Here is a 15,358-nt window from a genome sequence, read left to right as displayed (position 1 = left end):
TGAACGTTTATTTTATAAGCCATGAAGTTTTATTTCGTGAGTGCCAGCGCACTTCTATCTTTTTTATCGAGGACCTTATTCAGGACACATCTGAGCTACCACCACTCCAGTTTCACCCCCGCCGACGAGCCACTTCGGGAGTTGCCAAGATGCCACTCGTCAGGGCAATACTGGCCTTGGTCAGGTTTGATCTTCCGCTTGATACTCAAGTGAGCCCAAGAGAAAAGATCGCAGCCTTCGGCAGCTCCTACGGGGTTATGCGGCGCTTATTTCCACCAATACTCGACCTGCAACCCGACGTTCGCACCGTGTCGCGCCGTGCCGAAAGCGCCGGTGTCGGACAACGCCGAACCCGCCGCCAGTTCATTGGCTGCCCGTTTGGCCGCCTCGTTCCAGCTGGCATAGGTGTAATACAAACGCACCTCGGGGCGCGCCCAGAATTCCGGGCCCTTGGGCGACCAGGTCGGGGCGAAGGTGAACTTGCTCAGCTTGCGCGTCCCGCCTGTGGCTTCGACCTGATCGTGGCCCAGTTCGGTCACCAGCTTGAACTGCTCGGTGATCGCATAGGCCGGACGAATCCCGAGGGAAATCCAGTTCTGGTCGGCGCCGTCCGGACGAATGTCTTTCTGATAGACCGCTTCGACCTGCCCGCCGAAACGCGGCGTCACTTGCCAATCAAAGAACTCCACCACCCGGTAGCTTTTGCTGCTGTCGTCCAGCTTCACGTTACCGGTATAGCCCAACCCGGTGCCGGGCCCTTCGCCGTACTGAAAGGCCAATTTGTTCTTGCCGCCCAGAAAGCCCTTCTGCACATGCTGGGTGGTGATCGCCCAACCGCGATGAGCGTCGCGGCTGTCGGGTTTGTCGATGTAGCTCAGGCCGAATTCCAGTTCGCCGCCAGGGTTGGTGTTGAAGCCGGCGACGTTGAAATCGTGACGGTTGATGTAGTCCTTCTGGTACAGGTTGTCCTTGCGCGAGAAGGCGTAGCTGTATTTCAGATCACCGATCAGCACGTCCTCGACACCGCCGCCGGTGGCGCTCTGGTTCCAGTAGTAGAAGTCGGAAATATGGATGTCGTTCCGTTTGTAATAACGCCGACCGGCCCACAACGAACCGCCATTGAGGCTGGGCATGTTCGACCACTGTGCGTACAGCTGCGGCAGGCGCACCGAGCCGTTATCGCCGTTGAATGTCAGGTCTTTGTCGTACTGGTTATACAGCGATGCCATGCCGTCGACGCTGAGCACCGAACCATCGTCCAGCGTGTGCAGATCCTGACGCAATTCAAGTTCGGCGTACTGCTCGCATTCGTTGCCCAAGCGGTATTTCGACTGCGCCCCGGGCAATTGAAAGCATGACTGCGAACTGCTGTTGACCGAGGTTCCCACGCCGCTGCGCAAGTAACCGGCGAATTCCAGCGCCTGGGCCGACAGTGGTAATGCCAGGCACACGCCCGCTACTACAAGGTTGAGATTTATTGTTGTTTTCAAGAGCCACCCCATTATTTTTATTGTGCTCATCCAGCAAAACCTGCGCGCAAAAAGCCCCCACGCAGTCGGAGGCATGTTTGGATATGGAAACCTTTCTTGTTGCGGGTGGATGGCGCCAAGCGATGGTGCACACGCAGCCTGGCGCCCATGCTCGCTCAAGTCAGTGTGAGAGCTTTTCCGAGACGACGGGATAGTGGTCCCAGACTGCCTGGTCGGTCAGAGAGCGGACTAGCTTGATGTATTCGGCGTGACTCCAGGCCAGAGGGGTGGCGGTGTCCGTGCCTTCACCTTTCACGTAACCGTGCCGGCGGTTGTTGCCCACGCCGTCCCAGACCTGTTCCGGCAGCATCAGACCGTCGTTGGCGAACAGTTCCAGGGCCTTGACGTAGGTGTTCTTAAGCTGCGCAAGCTGCTCGGCGCTCAACGCCTTGACCCCCGGCGGCAGTTGGCCCTTGCTGCGGGCCAGCTCGTAATGACCACGCTCGCCGGTGAAAATCGGCCAGACGCGGCCGCGCAATCCGGAGTTCGGCACAGGTACTCCGGTGGCTGGGTAGTTGATGGCAGAGACCTCGCTCTCGCCGTAGCCGTCGTTGCCGTAGCGGCGCCAGCCGGGAAACACGCCCTCGACGCCAGGGAAGGTGAAGTCGTACTTGACCTTCAGGTTTCCGGGCAGCTCCTGGCTATCCAGTTCGTCCAGGCTGCTGACGATGTGCGGATCGGTAGCCGGACGAACGCCGTAGCGCACCAGTTCGAGGAAGCCGGCGTCGAGAATCTGGCTCTCCGGCAGGCCCGGACGGCTGTTGTTGTCGAGCAGGGGCTTGCCTTCGTTGGGATCGTCGTTCTCGGTGATACGGAGGTAGTAGCGTCCGTCGCCGAAGCTGCCGCTCTGGGTGAACATGCTCTTCTCGACCCTGTCCGAATAACCCTTAGCCGTGGCCAGGAAGCGTTTGGCCGCCTCGCCATCCCCCGTCTGAGTCGCGACTTCGGAGGCTAAGACCAGGCCGGCGATGACCGCCGCGGTGGTCGAGGGCGAATAGCCCGGTTGTTCTTCCCAGCGATCCTGCTGGGTCTGCGGCGGGACGACCTTCCAGTCGTTCCAGCCCATCTTCACCTTGCCGCCTTCGCTCAGGAACTCCGCCGCAGGCTTGAGCATGCTCTGGTACCAGTGCTTGATCTGAGTGTCGTCCAGCACCCCAGCCTTCCACAGCTTGTAACCCAGCATGATGGGCATGGCAGTCTGGTCGAGCTGGACCCCGACCCATTCAACCTCGCCGTCGACGTGGGTCTTTTGCAGGAACCAGCCGGTCGCGCCTGGCTTACCGCCCTGCTTCTGCTCATGGTTGGACGAGGTATCGGTCTGCATGGTCGGAGTATCGGCGGTGACCTGGACCTTCTTCAGGTATTCGAAGGCGACCTTCGGGGTCTGCTTATCGCCGAGGGCCAGCAGGGCCATGGCGCACTGGTAGAAGTCACGCGGCCAGACCGCCTTATAGCCGGTGGTGCCCTGGGTGGCCGGGACTGTCTCGCCCCAGGGGTTGGACAGGGAGGCAATCAGCGCGCCGGCGTTGCTCTTGTCCTCCTGCGCCTTGAGGACCATGGCGCTAACGTTTAGCAGCTTGCCCTTGTCAGTGCTCTGCGCATACATGGCCGGCAGGGAGGACAGGGATTGCAGGTAATCCTGCCAGCCAATCGCCGCGCCTTCGCCGTTGTAGTGAGCCAGTACCTTGGCATAGCCGCGCGTCAAGGTGGCGTCTGCGGCCTGGTCGGCCTGCTGGCGGCTGTGGCCGAAGCCGACGACCAGATCGAGCGTGGTCTCGGTGCCTGTCTGGGGCAGACGTGCCAACATAGCGACATTACCGGGCTGCGATGGTCCTGTGCTGTCGTATAGGTTGTCGAGGGTGCCGTCCTTGAGGTCGGTCAGACCGTCGGAAACCCCGGCGAAGCCGACAGTGGGCCGTTCCAGGGGCCGACTGGCCTTGACCACCAAGGTCGTCTCGCCTTGCTGGGCGTATAGCGCCTGATTGTCGACGAAGGCGGTGTCTCCACTGCCGTCGTTGCCGACGGCCGGATCGACGTGCACATAGACCTTGATGCGTGGGTCCTTGCTGCGAAAGATTACCCGAATCATTAAGGCGTTGGCGTCGGGATCAGTGAAGATGTGCTTTTCGATCTCGTAGAGGCCCTGCTTGTCGCGGTTGACGATCTTGTAGGCGAGTGAGTTGGGACGTCCCTCGCTGTCGACCGACAGGTAGCTGATTTCGCTGTCGACGTCTTCGGTCTCCAGATCGACGAAGTCCGGCCCCTGGACGACCAGTTGCAGCTCCCTGAGCTGGGCTTCGTGGATCAGCCCGAACATGGTTTCGGTGACGACGCCCTTGGCCAGGGAGAACCAAACTTTCGAGACCTCGCCGGTGGCCGCCTCAGTGGAGTATTGCCCGTCTTTGTACTGCTCGTAAGAGGTGCCGATACCGGTCTTGCCCGAATAGGACCAGAACGGCGCGGCGCCCGGGGCACCTGGGGCCACTTTCGGCGGTTCGGCGCTCGCATTCTGGCAGATGATCAGAGTACCGATCATGGCGCCCAGCAGTGTTTTGCGGAATCTTACTGGCTGCTGCATAACCGGGGCCCTTCTCGCTGTCTTAGGCATGGCATGTCTCCAACTTGTTTTTATTTTTTTCGCTGCAACCAACACGCCAAACAAAAGCGCTTTTGATTGTTTAGATCGACGCTTTTTAATCATCCAAAGCGCTTTGGAAAAAAGACTATACCAAGCTTTTACAAGACACAAGAGAAATTTTCCGTGCGTAATCGGTGCTTGAAAAGGTTGGGAATACGCCAGCGACTGGCAGTCCGCGAATAACCACGGCCACCGTTTGCGCCAGGCAAAGCGCTTTGAGGATGCAGGCGGGGAATGTAGTATTTGAGAAAGCCCAAAATTTATAGCGTTCAGTACAGTCACACAGCGCTCTTACCTTCCAGGTCAATCATCGTCGTATGAATCTCAAAGAACTTGCCAACAAGCTGGGGTTGTCACAGACAACGGTCAGTCGCGCACTCAATGGCTACACGGATGTCAGCGAGAAAACCCGCGATCGAATCGTGAACGCAGCGGCTGCTGCGGGCTATCGCCCCAGCCCTGTGGCACGTCGATTGGCTACCGGTCGCGCCGATGCCATCGGCATCATCTATCCGCTCATGATCCATGACCTTGACGACCCTTATTTCCTACAAGTGGTCTCCGGCATGACCGAAGCCTTGGGCAAATCGGATATGGATCTGATGCTCGCGTCAGCCTCCAAAACCGATGAGATCCGCACCTACCAACGCATGATCGAGGGACGACGCATAGACGGGATGGTTGTGGCCCGAACTCGATTGAATGATGCACGGTTGTCTTATCTCGCCAAGAAAGGCGTCCCGTTTGTTGCCTACGGTCGGAGTACCCTTCCTGCGCCACATGCCTGGCTCGACTTCGACACAGCGGCAGGTCTGCGCATGGCTGTGGAGCGTCTAGTTAGCCTTAAGCACCAGCGTATAGCTCTATTGAGCGGACCACAGGATCTGTATTTTGTGACGCAAGCCCGCGAGGGATATCTCAAAGCGATGAGTGATGCGCATCTGCCGATAGAACAACAGTACATGGTGGAAGGCACCCTGGATCGTGCCGGAGGTTACGAGGCCATGACTCGCCTCCTATCATGCAATCCGCGACCGACCGCAGTCATTGTGGATAACCCTCCTTCCGGCGCTGGCGCCCTGCGTGCACTCATCGACGCGGGGGTCGAGTTGCGCAACGAAATGTCGATCATTGTCCATGACGGTCTGCCGCCAGACGCATTCATGGGATACGACATCACCGCCCTCCAATCATCTGAGCCTCTCACTGTCGGCAAGAAACTCATAGAGTTGATGCTCGCACTGCTTGACGGCGAATCACCTGAAAACCTTCAGGTACTTTGGCAGCCTACCTTGAAAATCGGCACCTCCGATGGCCCCTGCCCAGTTAACATCCGTACCACAGTAACTCCACCTGGTGTATAGGTATTGTTGCCTTCAGTTATCCACAGATAGAAGCCCGGACTAGGTCTAACCGCTGGATTACTACTGGCTGTCAGCAAAACTCTGGGGCACGCGACAGGTGATTAAGTTGCTTCAAGAATTGGATTACCGAGTTCGTTGGTGCACGGAGTCATTCGAGACGTAGATTTCTTTATCATGGTGTTTTCATGAAAATCCGCGAACTCGAGGCCCGCAGCGGCGCCAGCCGCCATACGCTGCGTTACTACGAGCAAATCGGCCTGATCTCACCGCTGCGGCAAACTAATAACTATCGCGTTTACACAGTGCAAACTCTGCAGGATCTGGACTTTATCCAGCGCGCGCAAAGCATGGGGTTTTCCCTGGGGGAAATAGGCGAGATTCTGGATGCGCAGCGGGACAAGCTGATCGATTGTGCTGACGGCGCTAAGCTAATTGAAAAGAAGATGGCAGAAATCAAACAGAAAATCGCCAACTTCCAAAGCATTTATCGCTATCTGGATGAAGAGCGTGCAAACCTCGAAGCCAGTGCTGCCAAGCAACTTGAGCTTCAGCAGCTGAACAACTCTTCCCGAAAGCCCATGGCCGGATTTGATTTCCACATCAGTGAATTGCTCCGGATTTGCTAGACACATGATGTCTGCTTTGGGTCGATTGCAGCCCTTCCCGACAGGCCGTTGTCGGCCCAGAGTGTGTAAAAACGCTTCGCCAAAATTGAAGTGTGCGCGTCTACTTTAAATCTGAAGTTTATCGGCACGTCAGCAGATGTGGATTTCGCGTAGAAGCGCGATTTCCAGTCCGGTTTTGAGTACCTGACGCGCTCAAAAACGTTTTTACACAGCCTCGGCCAATAGCAGCCTGTCGCGAAGGCCGGACAAAAACCAATACCGGCCATCTCAGCGGGATTTGCCCTTTCACAACCCACCGTGGTCAAACGGGATTCAAGCGACATCCTGTCGCTCGGCCTCAATTTGCCGCCACAGTTCTTCTTCAATGAACTCGGCATATTGTTCGGCGAGTGCCGCGCAGGCGTTGCGCCCGGCGTCACTGGTCATACCGTTGTCGTCATACACTTGACCCGATACCACTCGAAACTCCAGTTCCCGATAGCCATAGGCGTCCCAATCGCTGGTGGTGGCCCACGGATCGGGTGGCACATCCAGCAACGAAGTCACCTCGCATTGTAGGCAGTATTGATCAATGTTCACGTCATAGGTCATATGCGCCTCCGACACGCTGACGCATAACTGTGTTGAATGTAAAAGTTAATGCCCGTCCCGTATAAGGAGACAGGTTCGACCTGCCCCATCACGCGAAAGCTATCTTCCTGGCTTCCATTTCGCTACTCAGTTCGTCAACCAGACTGGCAATCGCTGACTGGACACCAGGTTCGCAGTCGACACTCCTGTGACCAGTAATTCGACGCACCCGGCTATTGGGTCGAATATCTTGATCGTCAGCGATCCATCAGGGTTGACGGTACAGCTACCGGAAGGAGGCAGGAAACTACACTCAATGAGGTGGCGTAGCTCAAACGGGTGATCATCAATTTTGTCCTTAGAGTCAGCGGACTCCCATCTATTAAGAATAGATACCCCCTTACCAGCTGGCGCAGGAAACGACCAATTGACTCCTATCTGACATCCTGCCGACCGTACACCACCCAAAACCCTACAGCTCGTCGCGTCATCCTCGTCACCATCATCGAACCTCAATTACTGTACATACAACCAGCATGCGCATAGCGAACCCGTCCTCATGAATTTCGACCAGGCTAAAGCGTTGAGACTTCAGCAATGGCGCTCGACCCTCGACGACCACGACTTTCGAATGCAGAACCCCGAGGCGCACAGACAGCACCTTCATTCCATGGCCTCCACCTTGGTCGCCGAAGGGCTGATCAACGCGCTCGAGCGATACGACATGAATGAAATGGCCAACGCTGCGTACTGGCATGCCGCGGAAGAACTGCAGAGCCATCCTGTCCGCTATAGTGGCGCATCGTCCTATGATGTCGTGGCCTGCGATGGTGCCCTGATACTCGGGAAAATCAGGCAGACCATTTTCCATGCGAGAAAGGACAACGAGGACGAAGTTCGAACTACCTACGACGGCAAGATCTATAGCGACAGCCGCGGAGCAAATCTCGTTTTCAACCCATCGGGTGTCACTGCACGCATCGAAGGCCTGACGCTGACCCTATCCGATGGTCGATGTTTCGACCTCATCGAGACGGGGCGGATGATTCTCGGGGTCATCTACAAGCCGATCGAGGACCCCGATATGTATCGCGCCCTGATCGACGCCGCGCAGGTCGCGCTGGAAGACCGCGACCTGAACTCCTACGAAAAGATGCGGCCGTTTATGGATCTGGCCAGGTTCAGAACCTGCCCCGCTTGTCTCGACCGCTTTGACCGAAGAGACGAGTGCTCTGCCTGCTCCGGCCAAGGCTTCGTCATCAAGCAGCCGAGGTCTGAACTACGCTGAAAGCACGGCCGGAGGACCTGACCCATGTGCGGACGTCTTTCACAATACAGCGGCATTCACGACTTTGTCGCAGCCCTCAGCATGCCCAACACCCTGATCAGTTATGCAGGCGACCAGCCTTTCGAACTCTACAACGCCGCACCAACCACTCAGCTCGCCCTCTTTCACCAGGAAGGTCAGTTTCTCCGTGCCGACATGGTGCGCTGGGGATGGCGGCCGCACTGGGCCAAAGACCGCGCCGCGCCGATCAATGCCCGGGTTGAAAAAGTCGCCCACGGAGCGTTCTTCAAAGCGATCTGGCCACACCGGGCAATCATCGCCATCAACAATTGGTTCGAATGGGTTGATGAAAGCGGACCGAAAAAGCAGCCTGAAAATGCGACTGTCCTTTCACACATCAAAACACGCTTGTCCGTGTTGGCTTTGCAGACATTAGTCGCAGCAAACCGAACCGAAAAAACCGACAGTTCAAGCCTCGACTTCATGAACCTGCCCTGTCGCAAGAGTCTCCAGGGTCCTGGTACATTTCGTTGCACTGGCAGCTAATGCTCCCAACGTACGACGTCGCGGGTTCCAGAAGGTCAGACACCAAATGTCCCAACATTCCAACCTTGCATCGAAGTAGTCACTCCATGTCTCACGTCTGGAGGCAACGTTGTCGTTATCAAACAACCCACTACTGCTCCCCTTAACTCCCTTGACCCAATTGAGAGCAACCACATCGTCCCGATCTTCAAGGCCGAGCAATTCGAGCCACTCGCGAAACAGCGCTTCAGCCTCCGCCTCTCCGCCCTCAAATTGGGCGAGATAGAGAGGTTCGCGAAAATGACCATATAGCGCCAGCGGGCCTCGCTGATAGACTTCGGTCGATGTCAGTTTCCGGATTTCTGCTCGACTTAAAGGAGTGGCAATAGCCCTATCCAAAGCCCAAGTCATGCTGGGTTCTGGGTAGTTCGCGCTGGGGAGCTTCAAGATCAGCTTTCGATGCCAATCAAGCTGACTGGCCATGATCTGTTCATACAGTGCATTCAGAGCCAGTCGATGCATTGCTTCATCGATCAATGAGTCTTCCTCAGGAGCGACAACCACAAATTCGAACACACACCCTACGTCATCCATTCGTTGACGCAGCGATTCAGTTCTTTCCTGATCGATAACCTTCAATGCGAGTGAGTAATCCATCACCTTCCTACCCTTCCTTCCTGGCAAAGTCGACGTACAGCCTTCACTGAGCGCCGTCAAATGAGGGCAATACGTTAACAAAAGCGCTGAAGGAAAAATGTAGGAATATTCGGTAAGTAAGAAATGGCGAAAAATTGAGAGGGCTATCTACAGACGCCGATCGCCAGCGCTGCGGTGCCTGCTAGAATGCTGGAAGTCTTGAGGAATGTACGGCGTGAAAGGTCGATGCGATTTTTCATTATTGTCTCGGTGATGGAAAGTGGCCCTGATGAAAATGCTCCTGTCCGTCTCATCCTTTTGCTCTTGCCTCCTGCCTGCTATCGCTGCCAACCACACGCATCATTCGCGGGCTGGATGCATTGCAGCAGGTCACCATCACCCGTTTTTGTGCGCGCCGAACGTGCGTATCGGGCTGGAAGAAGCACTCAGCGAACCCATTATTCAAGCCGTGGAAAACGGCCGTGCCGACATCGGCATTTTGGCCGATAACGTATCCGCTGAGGGTCTGTACAAACTGCCCTATCGTGACGACCGACTCGTGCTCCTGGTGCCCGTTGGACATGAACTGGCCAATGAGCGCAGCGTGTCCTTTGCCGACACGCTTGGCTTCGATTATGTAGCGCTCAACCAAGGCAGTTGTTGCTGCGCAGAATCACCGATGTCGCCGTGAGTGCGGGCAAGATCCTCAAGGTCCGGATCCAGGTCAGCAGCTTCGATGGCATCTGCCGCATGATCGAAGCAGGCTTGGGGATCGGGATCTTGCCGTTGTCATCCGTGCGTGCCGAATTGCTCGGTACACGCTTGATTGCTGTCGACTTGAGCGATGACTGGGCTCATCGCACCTTGTTCGTGGGGGTTGCGAGTCAGGCGCAACTGACCCCGGAAGCGGCCAAGTTGTTCGAGTACCTGAGCAGCGTGCACGACTGACAATTCATACAGCCGAATGAGCAAAAATACCAAAAGCACATTCAATACGGCCAGCGAACTCAAACCCGCAAGCACACCGCCAGCACCCCAGGTTTGCAACAGGTAACCGCCCGCAAGGGGAGTCAAGGCTTGTCCAATGAGCGAAGGCCGAGCCATGCGCCCCATTAGCAACACGTAATGAGTGGGCGACATCAGGGCCAGTGGCAGCAGACCTCGAACGATCGCACGCAAACCATTACCCGCGCCATAGATCACCAGACCCAGTGCGGTCATTGCCGGAAAGAGGGTCACAAACAGCAGACCGATTGCCACGAATACCACGGAGATCAACGTCGTCCAGATCGGGTGTCGCTTTCGCGAAAACACTTGTAGAACACGCGAGCCTACCTGGCTCGGCCCCAGCAACGCGCTCAGTCCGATGGTGGCGGCAAGCGAGTAGCCCTGTCCCTGCAACAAGCTGGATGGGCAAATGGTCGATGCGCCGGTCATTGGTCGCGCGCAATCCATATTGGCGCGCGCGACCTGACTCAACGGCGGCACTTTTATTTCGGCGCTGCGCATTCATTCTCACTTCGCAGGACGGTGTTATGACGAACGTTTCCAGCCTTACCCATGCCATTTCGATCAACCCCGCCAATGGCGAGCAGGTCGGACACTACCCGTTCGAGTCCGAATCGGCACTGGAGGCTACCCTTTCACGCGCAGGTAACGTTTCGTCCTTATGCAGTAGGGGGCTGGACTACGCTGAAAGCACTGGTGGAGGACTTGACCCCCATGTGTGGACGACTTTCCCAATACAGCAGCATTCACGACTTCGTCGCAGCGCTGAGCATGCCCTACGCCCTGATCAACTATGCAGGCGATCAGCCTTTCGAACTCTACAACGCCGCGCCGTCCACTCAGCTCGCCCTCTTTCACCAGGAAGGTCAGTTTCTGCGAGCCGACATGGTTCGCTGGGGATGGCGGCCGCATTGGGTCAAAGACCGAGCTGCACCGATCAATGCCCGAGTAAAGAAAGTCGCCCACGGAGCGTTCTTCAAAGCGATCTGGCTACACCGTGCAGTCATCGCGATAAATAACTGGTTCGAATGGGTCGATGAAGGCGGACCGAAGAAGCAGCCTTACCTGATCCGCCGTAAAGACCGGGCGCCGATCCTGTGCGCCGCGATTGGCCAGTACCCAAACGCCGAGCATGGCCCAAGCGAACACGATGGCTTCGTGATTATTACCGCCGACAGCGTTGGCGGCATGGTGGATATTCACGACCGCCAGCCGGTGACGCTTTCACCGGTACTGGCCTGTGAATGGCTGGACCCGGCTACGCCCCAAGAGCGCGCCGAGCAAATAGTGCTGCTGCAGAGAGAACCCGCCGAGGCTTTCGAGTGGTACAAGGTCGATCGCGCTGTGGGCAATGTCCGAAATCAGCAAAGCAGCTTGATCAACCCCCATCAGTGATTCACTTCTCTAACGTGAGGCCTGACACGCAGCCAATGCTATCAGTCCTGGCGGTAATGGCGGCTTTGGTAGTGACTAGTAGAAAATCCGACCGATCGTCTGAAATGTAACCGCACCGAGTATCCGCGATTAAGAAATGACTAGACTCGATTGCGCAATACCTTCTCTGACTGGCTCTCCTAGTTGCATTGCATATCGCAATCCTTGGAAAGCAATAGGCTCCAGTTCAGATAATTCTCAGTCTAAAAAGGAATATAGATATGGGCATTACCGTTACAAATAACTCATCACACACTATTGAAGTTGCAATCAATCAGTGGGGAGATGACGGGGATACGAGTTTTTTTTCAATAGCTAACGGCAAAAACGAAAGCTGGGATCGGTCTGACGATCGCGGCTTTGTTCTCTCTTTACAAAAAAATGGAGCACAATATCCGTATTACGTTCAGGCCAGTAGCAATATTAAAGTTGACAATAACGGAGTAACGGATCAGGGCGAGGCTATTTATCCTCTAGCCTAAATAGCAGCCAAGGTGCCTGTAGGCACCTTGGCTGTAAAAAAGGTATAGAACAAACCAACTAATTAGATGCCCTTTCAGTGAGAATTTTCACGCACTTACGTCTGACAAGCCGCCAGTGCGATCAATCCTTGGTCGCAATCGTCGTTAATGGCGACAACTCTTTGAGCATGCGCTGGGTCAAGTCGGGCTCGCGCTCCTCCATGAACCACGCTGCTGGTTTGGGTATCGGTTGGCACTGCGCAGCCACCGACTGGATCCTAGGCAAGGAGTGCTTACAGCCGCAGATCAGAAGTGGCAAGGCGATCGCGCAGGCGTGCCCAGTCTTTTTGTGCATCGCTCAATTTCCTGTAGTGGATTTGTTCGCTGACCGATAGCCGCTGCTCGAAGGCCAAGCGCTTATCCTGATCCGCGCTGACCTGGGCGGCAGCCGCGTTGCTGACGGCGGTTAGATCGTGTTTATGCAGACCAGCCTGCTCGGCGAGCAGACACTGCCAGCCGTGAGCAGCGTCAGTAACATCACTCCGGCCAACTTCCACACCGCTGGACTCATAGCACATCCTTGAAGAAGATGTGGTAACCGTACTAACGGCATCTTCTTACTTGTAGACTCTTTCCCGCGAATGGGGACTTAACGGAAATTGACTATTTTTTTTTTCAGCACGCTGCTGCCGCACATGGCAACGCCACTAATAAATAGTACCTGTTTGTTTCTAGTGCGTTGCAGTTTTCCAAAGGCACTATTTTCTATACGAATGTGAAAACCCGATCATGATTTAGAAATACTAATGCCACGAAATAAAAATCATCGTTTCTAAACCCGTTTTTTCTTGACTACCATGACTATTAGCAACTCGACTAGTCCGTGGTTCCTCAAGGTTAAAACAATGACGAAAACGCCTGACCTCATTATCTATACCGACAGCTCACCCAACGGTTTCAAAATCACCATTGCCCTGGAGGAATTGGGGCTCCCCTACACCTTGAAGCACGTCCATATTGAGCAGGGAGAGAACCGTCAACCTGACTTTCTCCAACTCAACCCGCATGGACGAATCCCCGTACTGATGGACACTGCGACAGGCATAACCCTGTTCGAGTCCGCCGCCATCCTGCTTTACCTGGCGCAGAAAACAGCTCGCCTGTTGCCCGAGGAACCGCAGGCACACTGGTCATCACCTGGCTGATGTTCCATACCTCAAGCATGGGACCCTTGTTGGGCCAACGCGTGTATTTCGAGTTATTCGAAAGCTCAACAAACCCGGCAACCATCGCGCGCTATCGGGAATTGACTGAATCGACATTCAGCACACTCGATCAGCGCTTGGCAGAGCACACATGGCTGGCGGGCGACGAATATTCGATCGCCGATATAGCCACCTTCGGCTGGATGCACATCGCCCGCATCATCCATTTCGACTTCAGCCAGCATCGCCATCTGACGGGCTGGTATGAGCGCGTCGCCCTGCGTCCAGCCGTGCAACGTGGCATTTCGCTGCCGCACCCGGCGACTGGCCCATAACCCCACCCACCAAGGAACTGGTATGAGCGAAAACGTAACGCACATTGCGCCTTCATCGATCCGGGGAGCGGATGCCGCGACTTTCGCCGGGCACCCTGGCTACCGCCGCATGTTCGAGCAACACCAACTGACGCTGGGGATCTTCTTGCCGCTGCGGTTTTACGAAGGTGATATGTCGGTACTCACCGGCCAGGCGGATTTAGTCAGTGAAATCGATCGGCTGGGCTTTGCCGCCACCTGGGTCCGCGATGTCCCCCTGTACGACCCTTCATTTGGTGATGCGGGGCAGTTGTTTGATCCGTTCACTTACCTTGCCTATCTTGCCGCACGCACCAAGCAGGTCAGCCTTGTGACCGGTAGCGCGATTTTCTCGCTACGCCACCCCATAGACTTGGCCAAAGCCGCTGCGACCATAGACCAACTGTCGGGAGGAAGGCTGGTGATGGGCATCGCATCAGGCGATCGCCCAGTGGAGTTCCCGGCCTATGGGCTCGAGCATAGCGAGCGCGGTGAACGCTTTGCCCATTCGGTGGATTATTTTCGGCAATTACTGCAAGTAAAAGCGCCGATGATCCATTCGCCGCTTGGCCACCTGAGCGAAGCACAACTGCTGCCAAAGCCCGTTACAGGCCGTATTCCGCTGATCGTTACCGGCTCTTCTCGGCAATCCATGCAATGGCTGGGCGAACACGCCGATGGTTGGCTGACCTTTCCCGATTCCACCCAGAACATCATGGGGCCGCGCCGCCTGGCGGAAAAAATCCGCACCTGGCGCGCCAACATCCCGAGCGGTGGTTTCCGTCCGCACATGACCAATGAATGGATCGATTTGGCGGTGGACCCGGACTTCCCGCGCACGCCGCTACGGGGCGGGTATGTACTCAAGACCGGGCGTAACGGGCTGATCGAGCTGCTTGGCGAATGGCGCGATGCCGGCGTTAACCACGCCGCACTGGGCATCCAGATGGCAGAACGCCCGGCAAAAGAGATTCTTCAGGAACTGGCAGAAGAAGTACTGCCCCTGTTCCCCTCACGTAGCGGTCCTTTGCCCTTCCCTCAGCACTGGTAAGCGCCCTGGAGTGCCCGGCGGGCACTCCCCTGCTCAGCCTCGTAACCGGAGACCGCTAACATGTCTATTGCCCAAACGCACCTGTTCCAAGGCTATCTCGATAGCCGCCTGGGCATGATCCACATGCTGCTTGACCAAAATGGTGCACTGATAAGGCTCGATTTCAGCGAAAGGCCTGAATACCGAGACGCCATCCTGGATCAGCAGTCTGCCGCTGCGGTTTGCCTGCAATTGCGTGAATACCTCTGCGGTACCCGCCAAACATTCGACATACCGCTCGCCCCCGCTGGCAGTGCGTTTCTCAAAGAAGCTTGGGCGTTGCTCAGGGAGATCCCCTACGGAACCACTACCACGTATGGCGAGTTGGCAAAGGCAATGGGCAAGCCCTCCTCCGCTCGTGCTATCGGCATGGCCAACGCGGTCAATCCGATATCGATCATCGTGCCCTGCCATCGCGTAATCGCCGCCACGGGTCACCTGACCGGCTACAGCGGTGGTCTGGACAAGAAGCGAGGGTTGTTGGCGCTTGAAGCCGAGTTTTCGCGTGACGATCTGGCCTTCGTGCCGCCGTGGAAAGTACAACTGGAAGGTCCGGCGGCCTGATTGGGCAGTCGCTGTGGCGCGTTACCGCAGCTCGCCCTCGTCAGTTCAGAAGACGAGGGCGAGCCAG

16 protein-coding genes and 3 pseudogenes are annotated in these 15,358 nt (G+C 56.3%); 11 read left to right on the top strand and 8 right to left on the bottom strand.

What is annotated here, in order from left to right:
- Positions 1-266: 266 nt before the first annotated feature.
- Entirely contained in the window at positions 267-1,490 is a 1,224-nt protein-coding gene (locus IC37_RS20730) for a carbohydrate porin (RefSeq protein ID WP_095920373.1), read from the bottom strand.
- A gap of 160 nt (positions 1,491-1,650) precedes the next feature.
- Entirely contained in the window at positions 1,651-4,107 is a 2,457-nt protein-coding gene (locus tag IC37_RS20725; protein WP_030131229.1) for a glucan 1,4-alpha-glucosidase, read from the bottom strand.
- A 377-nt stretch (positions 4,108-4,484) separates the two neighbouring features.
- Here IC37_RS20725 and IC37_RS20720 point away from each other — a divergent pair, with 377 nt between their 5' ends.
- Together IC37_RS20720 and IC37_RS20715 are read left to right on the top strand one after the other, a co-directional pair.
- Positions 4,485-5,531, top strand: a complete 1,047-nt coding sequence (locus IC37_RS20720; protein ID WP_033864930.1) for a substrate-binding domain-containing protein — start codon at positions 4,485-4,487, stop codon at positions 5,529-5,531.
- A gap of 185 nt (positions 5,532-5,716) precedes the next feature.
- On the top strand, positions 5,717-6,157 hold the full coding sequence (locus IC37_RS20715; RefSeq protein ID WP_051414853.1) for a MerR family transcriptional regulator: 441 nt from the start codon (positions 5,717-5,719) through the stop codon (positions 6,155-6,157).
- A gap of 312 nt (positions 6,158-6,469) precedes the next feature.
- On the opposite strand, the gene IC37_RS20710 is transcribed toward IC37_RS20715, so the two are convergent.
- Together IC37_RS20710 and IC37_RS31025 are read right to left on the bottom strand one after the other, a co-directional pair.
- Complete coding sequence (locus IC37_RS20710; protein ID WP_030131232.1) at positions 6,470-6,748, bottom strand: hypothetical protein; 279 nt, start codon at positions 6,746-6,748, stop codon at positions 6,470-6,472.
- 126 nt (positions 6,749-6,874) lie between these two features.
- Positions 6,875-7,195, bottom strand: a complete 321-nt coding sequence (locus IC37_RS31025) for a DUF1652 domain-containing protein (RefSeq protein ID WP_371916340.1) — start codon at positions 7,193-7,195, stop codon at positions 6,875-6,877.
- 91 nt (positions 7,196-7,286) lie between these two features.
- Here IC37_RS31025 and IC37_RS20700 point away from each other — a divergent pair, with 91 nt between their 5' ends.
- Together IC37_RS20700 and IC37_RS20695 are read left to right on the top strand one after the other, a co-directional pair.
- Positions 7,287-8,015, top strand: coding sequence for a hypothetical protein (locus IC37_RS20700; RefSeq protein ID WP_030131233.1), 729 nt, complete (start codon positions 7,287-7,289; stop codon positions 8,013-8,015).
- 24 nt (positions 8,016-8,039) lie between these two features.
- Positions 8,040-8,387: pseudogene (locus IC37_RS20695) on the top strand (SOS response-associated peptidase family protein); the annotation flags it as partial.
- Positions 8,388-8,483: 96 nt separating this feature from the next.
- Here IC37_RS20695 and IC37_RS20690 read toward each other — a convergent pair.
- Entirely contained in the window at positions 8,484-9,197 is a 714-nt protein-coding gene (locus IC37_RS20690) for a hypothetical protein (protein WP_256580774.1), read from the bottom strand.
- A gap of 143 nt (positions 9,198-9,340) precedes the next feature.
- Positions 9,341-9,436, bottom strand: coding sequence for a twin-arginine translocation signal domain-containing protein (locus IC37_RS29585; RefSeq protein ID WP_256580773.1), 96 nt, complete (start codon positions 9,434-9,436; stop codon positions 9,341-9,343).
- Positions 9,437-9,591: 155 nt separating this feature from the next.
- Between IC37_RS29585 and IC37_RS31020 the strand changes: the two are divergent.
- Positions 9,592-10,124 (top strand): annotated as a pseudogene (locus tag IC37_RS31020) (LysR substrate-binding domain-containing protein); the annotation flags it as partial.
- Between the two features lie 9 nt (positions 10,125-10,133).
- Here the strand turns inward: IC37_RS31020 and IC37_RS20675 are convergent.
- Positions 10,134-10,583: pseudogene (locus tag IC37_RS20675) on the bottom strand (MFS transporter); the annotation flags it as partial.
- Between the two features lie 315 nt (positions 10,584-10,898).
- On the opposite strand from IC37_RS20675, the gene IC37_RS20670 reads away from it, so the two are divergent.
- Both IC37_RS20670 and IC37_RS20665 read left to right on the top strand, forming a co-directional pair.
- Positions 10,899-11,579 (top strand): SOS response-associated peptidase family protein, encoded by a 681-nt coding sequence (locus IC37_RS20670; RefSeq protein WP_030131236.1) that lies wholly within the window; start codon positions 10,899-10,901, stop codon positions 11,577-11,579.
- Positions 11,580-11,839: 260 nt separating this feature from the next.
- Positions 11,840-12,100, top strand: a complete 261-nt coding sequence (locus tag IC37_RS20665) for a hypothetical protein (RefSeq protein WP_030131237.1) — start codon at positions 11,840-11,842, stop codon at positions 12,098-12,100.
- Between the two features lie 272 nt (positions 12,101-12,372).
- On the opposite strand, the gene IC37_RS31015 is transcribed toward IC37_RS20665, so the two are convergent.
- Positions 12,373-12,636 (bottom strand): hypothetical protein, encoded by a 264-nt coding sequence (locus IC37_RS31015; RefSeq protein WP_371916339.1) that lies wholly within the window; start codon positions 12,634-12,636, stop codon positions 12,373-12,375.
- A 348-nt stretch (positions 12,637-12,984) separates the two neighbouring features.
- Here IC37_RS31015 and IC37_RS30650 point away from each other — a divergent pair, with 348 nt between their 5' ends.
- From IC37_RS30650 to IC37_RS20645, 4 genes are read left to right on the top strand one after another with little or no spacing between them, the layout of a single operon-like run.
- The gene (locus tag IC37_RS30650) at positions 12,985-13,284 is read left to right on the top strand and encodes a glutathione S-transferase N-terminal domain-containing protein (RefSeq protein WP_256580770.1); all 300 of its coding nucleotides are present in this window, start codon (positions 12,985-12,987) and stop codon (positions 13,282-13,284) included.
- Positions 13,285-13,313: 29 nt separating this feature from the next.
- A complete protein-coding gene (locus IC37_RS30645) occupies positions 13,314-13,619 on the top strand; it encodes a glutathione binding-like protein (protein WP_256580769.1) in 306 nt (101 codons plus the stop codon).
- A 22-nt stretch (positions 13,620-13,641) separates the two neighbouring features.
- Positions 13,642-14,688, top strand: a complete 1,047-nt coding sequence (locus tag IC37_RS20650) for an LLM class oxidoreductase (protein WP_030131238.1) — start codon at positions 13,642-13,644, stop codon at positions 14,686-14,688.
- A 60-nt stretch (positions 14,689-14,748) separates the two neighbouring features.
- Positions 14,749-15,291: a methylated-DNA--[protein]-cysteine S-methyltransferase gene (locus tag IC37_RS20645; RefSeq protein WP_051414854.1), complete on the top strand. Its 543-nt coding sequence runs from the start codon at positions 14,749-14,751 to the stop codon at positions 15,289-15,291.
- The last annotated feature ends 67 nt before the right edge of the window (positions 15,292-15,358 follow it).

This window comes from Pseudomonas sp. QTF5, from assembly GCF_000512695.2.
GTDB lineage: Bacteria > Pseudomonadota > Gammaproteobacteria > Pseudomonadales > Pseudomonadaceae > Aquipseudomonas.
This window is presented reverse-complemented; position numbering and strand designations above follow the sequence as displayed.

Bases quoted from the DNA above. Each gene is read 5' to 3' on its own strand.
- IC37_RS20645 (WP_051414854.1), top strand. From the start codon at position 14,749: ATGTCTATTGCCCAAACGCACCTGTTCCAAGGCTATCTCGATAGCCGC.
- IC37_RS20690 (WP_256580774.1), bottom strand. From the start codon at position 9,197: ATGGATTACTCACTCGCATTGAAGGTTATCGATCAGGAAAGAACTGAA.
- IC37_RS20665 (WP_030131237.1), top strand. From the start codon at position 11,840: ATGGGCATTACCGTTACAAATAACTCATCACACACTATTGAAGTTGCA.
- IC37_RS20700 (WP_030131233.1), top strand. From the start codon at position 7,287: ATGAATTTCGACCAGGCTAAAGCGTTGAGACTTCAGCAATGGCGCTCG.
- IC37_RS30650 (WP_256580770.1), top strand. From the start codon at position 12,985: ATGACGAAAACGCCTGACCTCATTATCTATACCGACAGCTCACCCAAC.
- IC37_RS20715 (WP_051414853.1), top strand. From the start codon at position 5,717: ATGAAAATCCGCGAACTCGAGGCCCGCAGCGGCGCCAGCCGCCATACG.
- IC37_RS29585 (WP_256580773.1), bottom strand. From the start codon at position 9,436: ATGAAAAATCGCATCGACCTTTCACGCCGTACATTCCTCAAGACTTCC.
- IC37_RS20725 (WP_030131229.1), bottom strand. From the start codon at position 4,107: ATGCAGCAGCCAGTAAGATTCCGCAAAACACTGCTGGGCGCCATGATC.
- IC37_RS20710 (WP_030131232.1), bottom strand. From the start codon at position 6,748: ATGACCTATGACGTGAACATTGATCAATACTGCCTACAATGCGAGGTG.
- IC37_RS20650 (WP_030131238.1), top strand. From the start codon at position 13,642: ATGAGCGAAAACGTAACGCACATTGCGCCTTCATCGATCCGGGGAGCG.
- IC37_RS20670 (WP_030131236.1), top strand. From the start codon at position 10,899: ATGTGTGGACGACTTTCCCAATACAGCAGCATTCACGACTTCGTCGCA.
- IC37_RS20720 (WP_033864930.1), top strand. From the start codon at position 4,485: ATGAATCTCAAAGAACTTGCCAACAAGCTGGGGTTGTCACAGACAACG.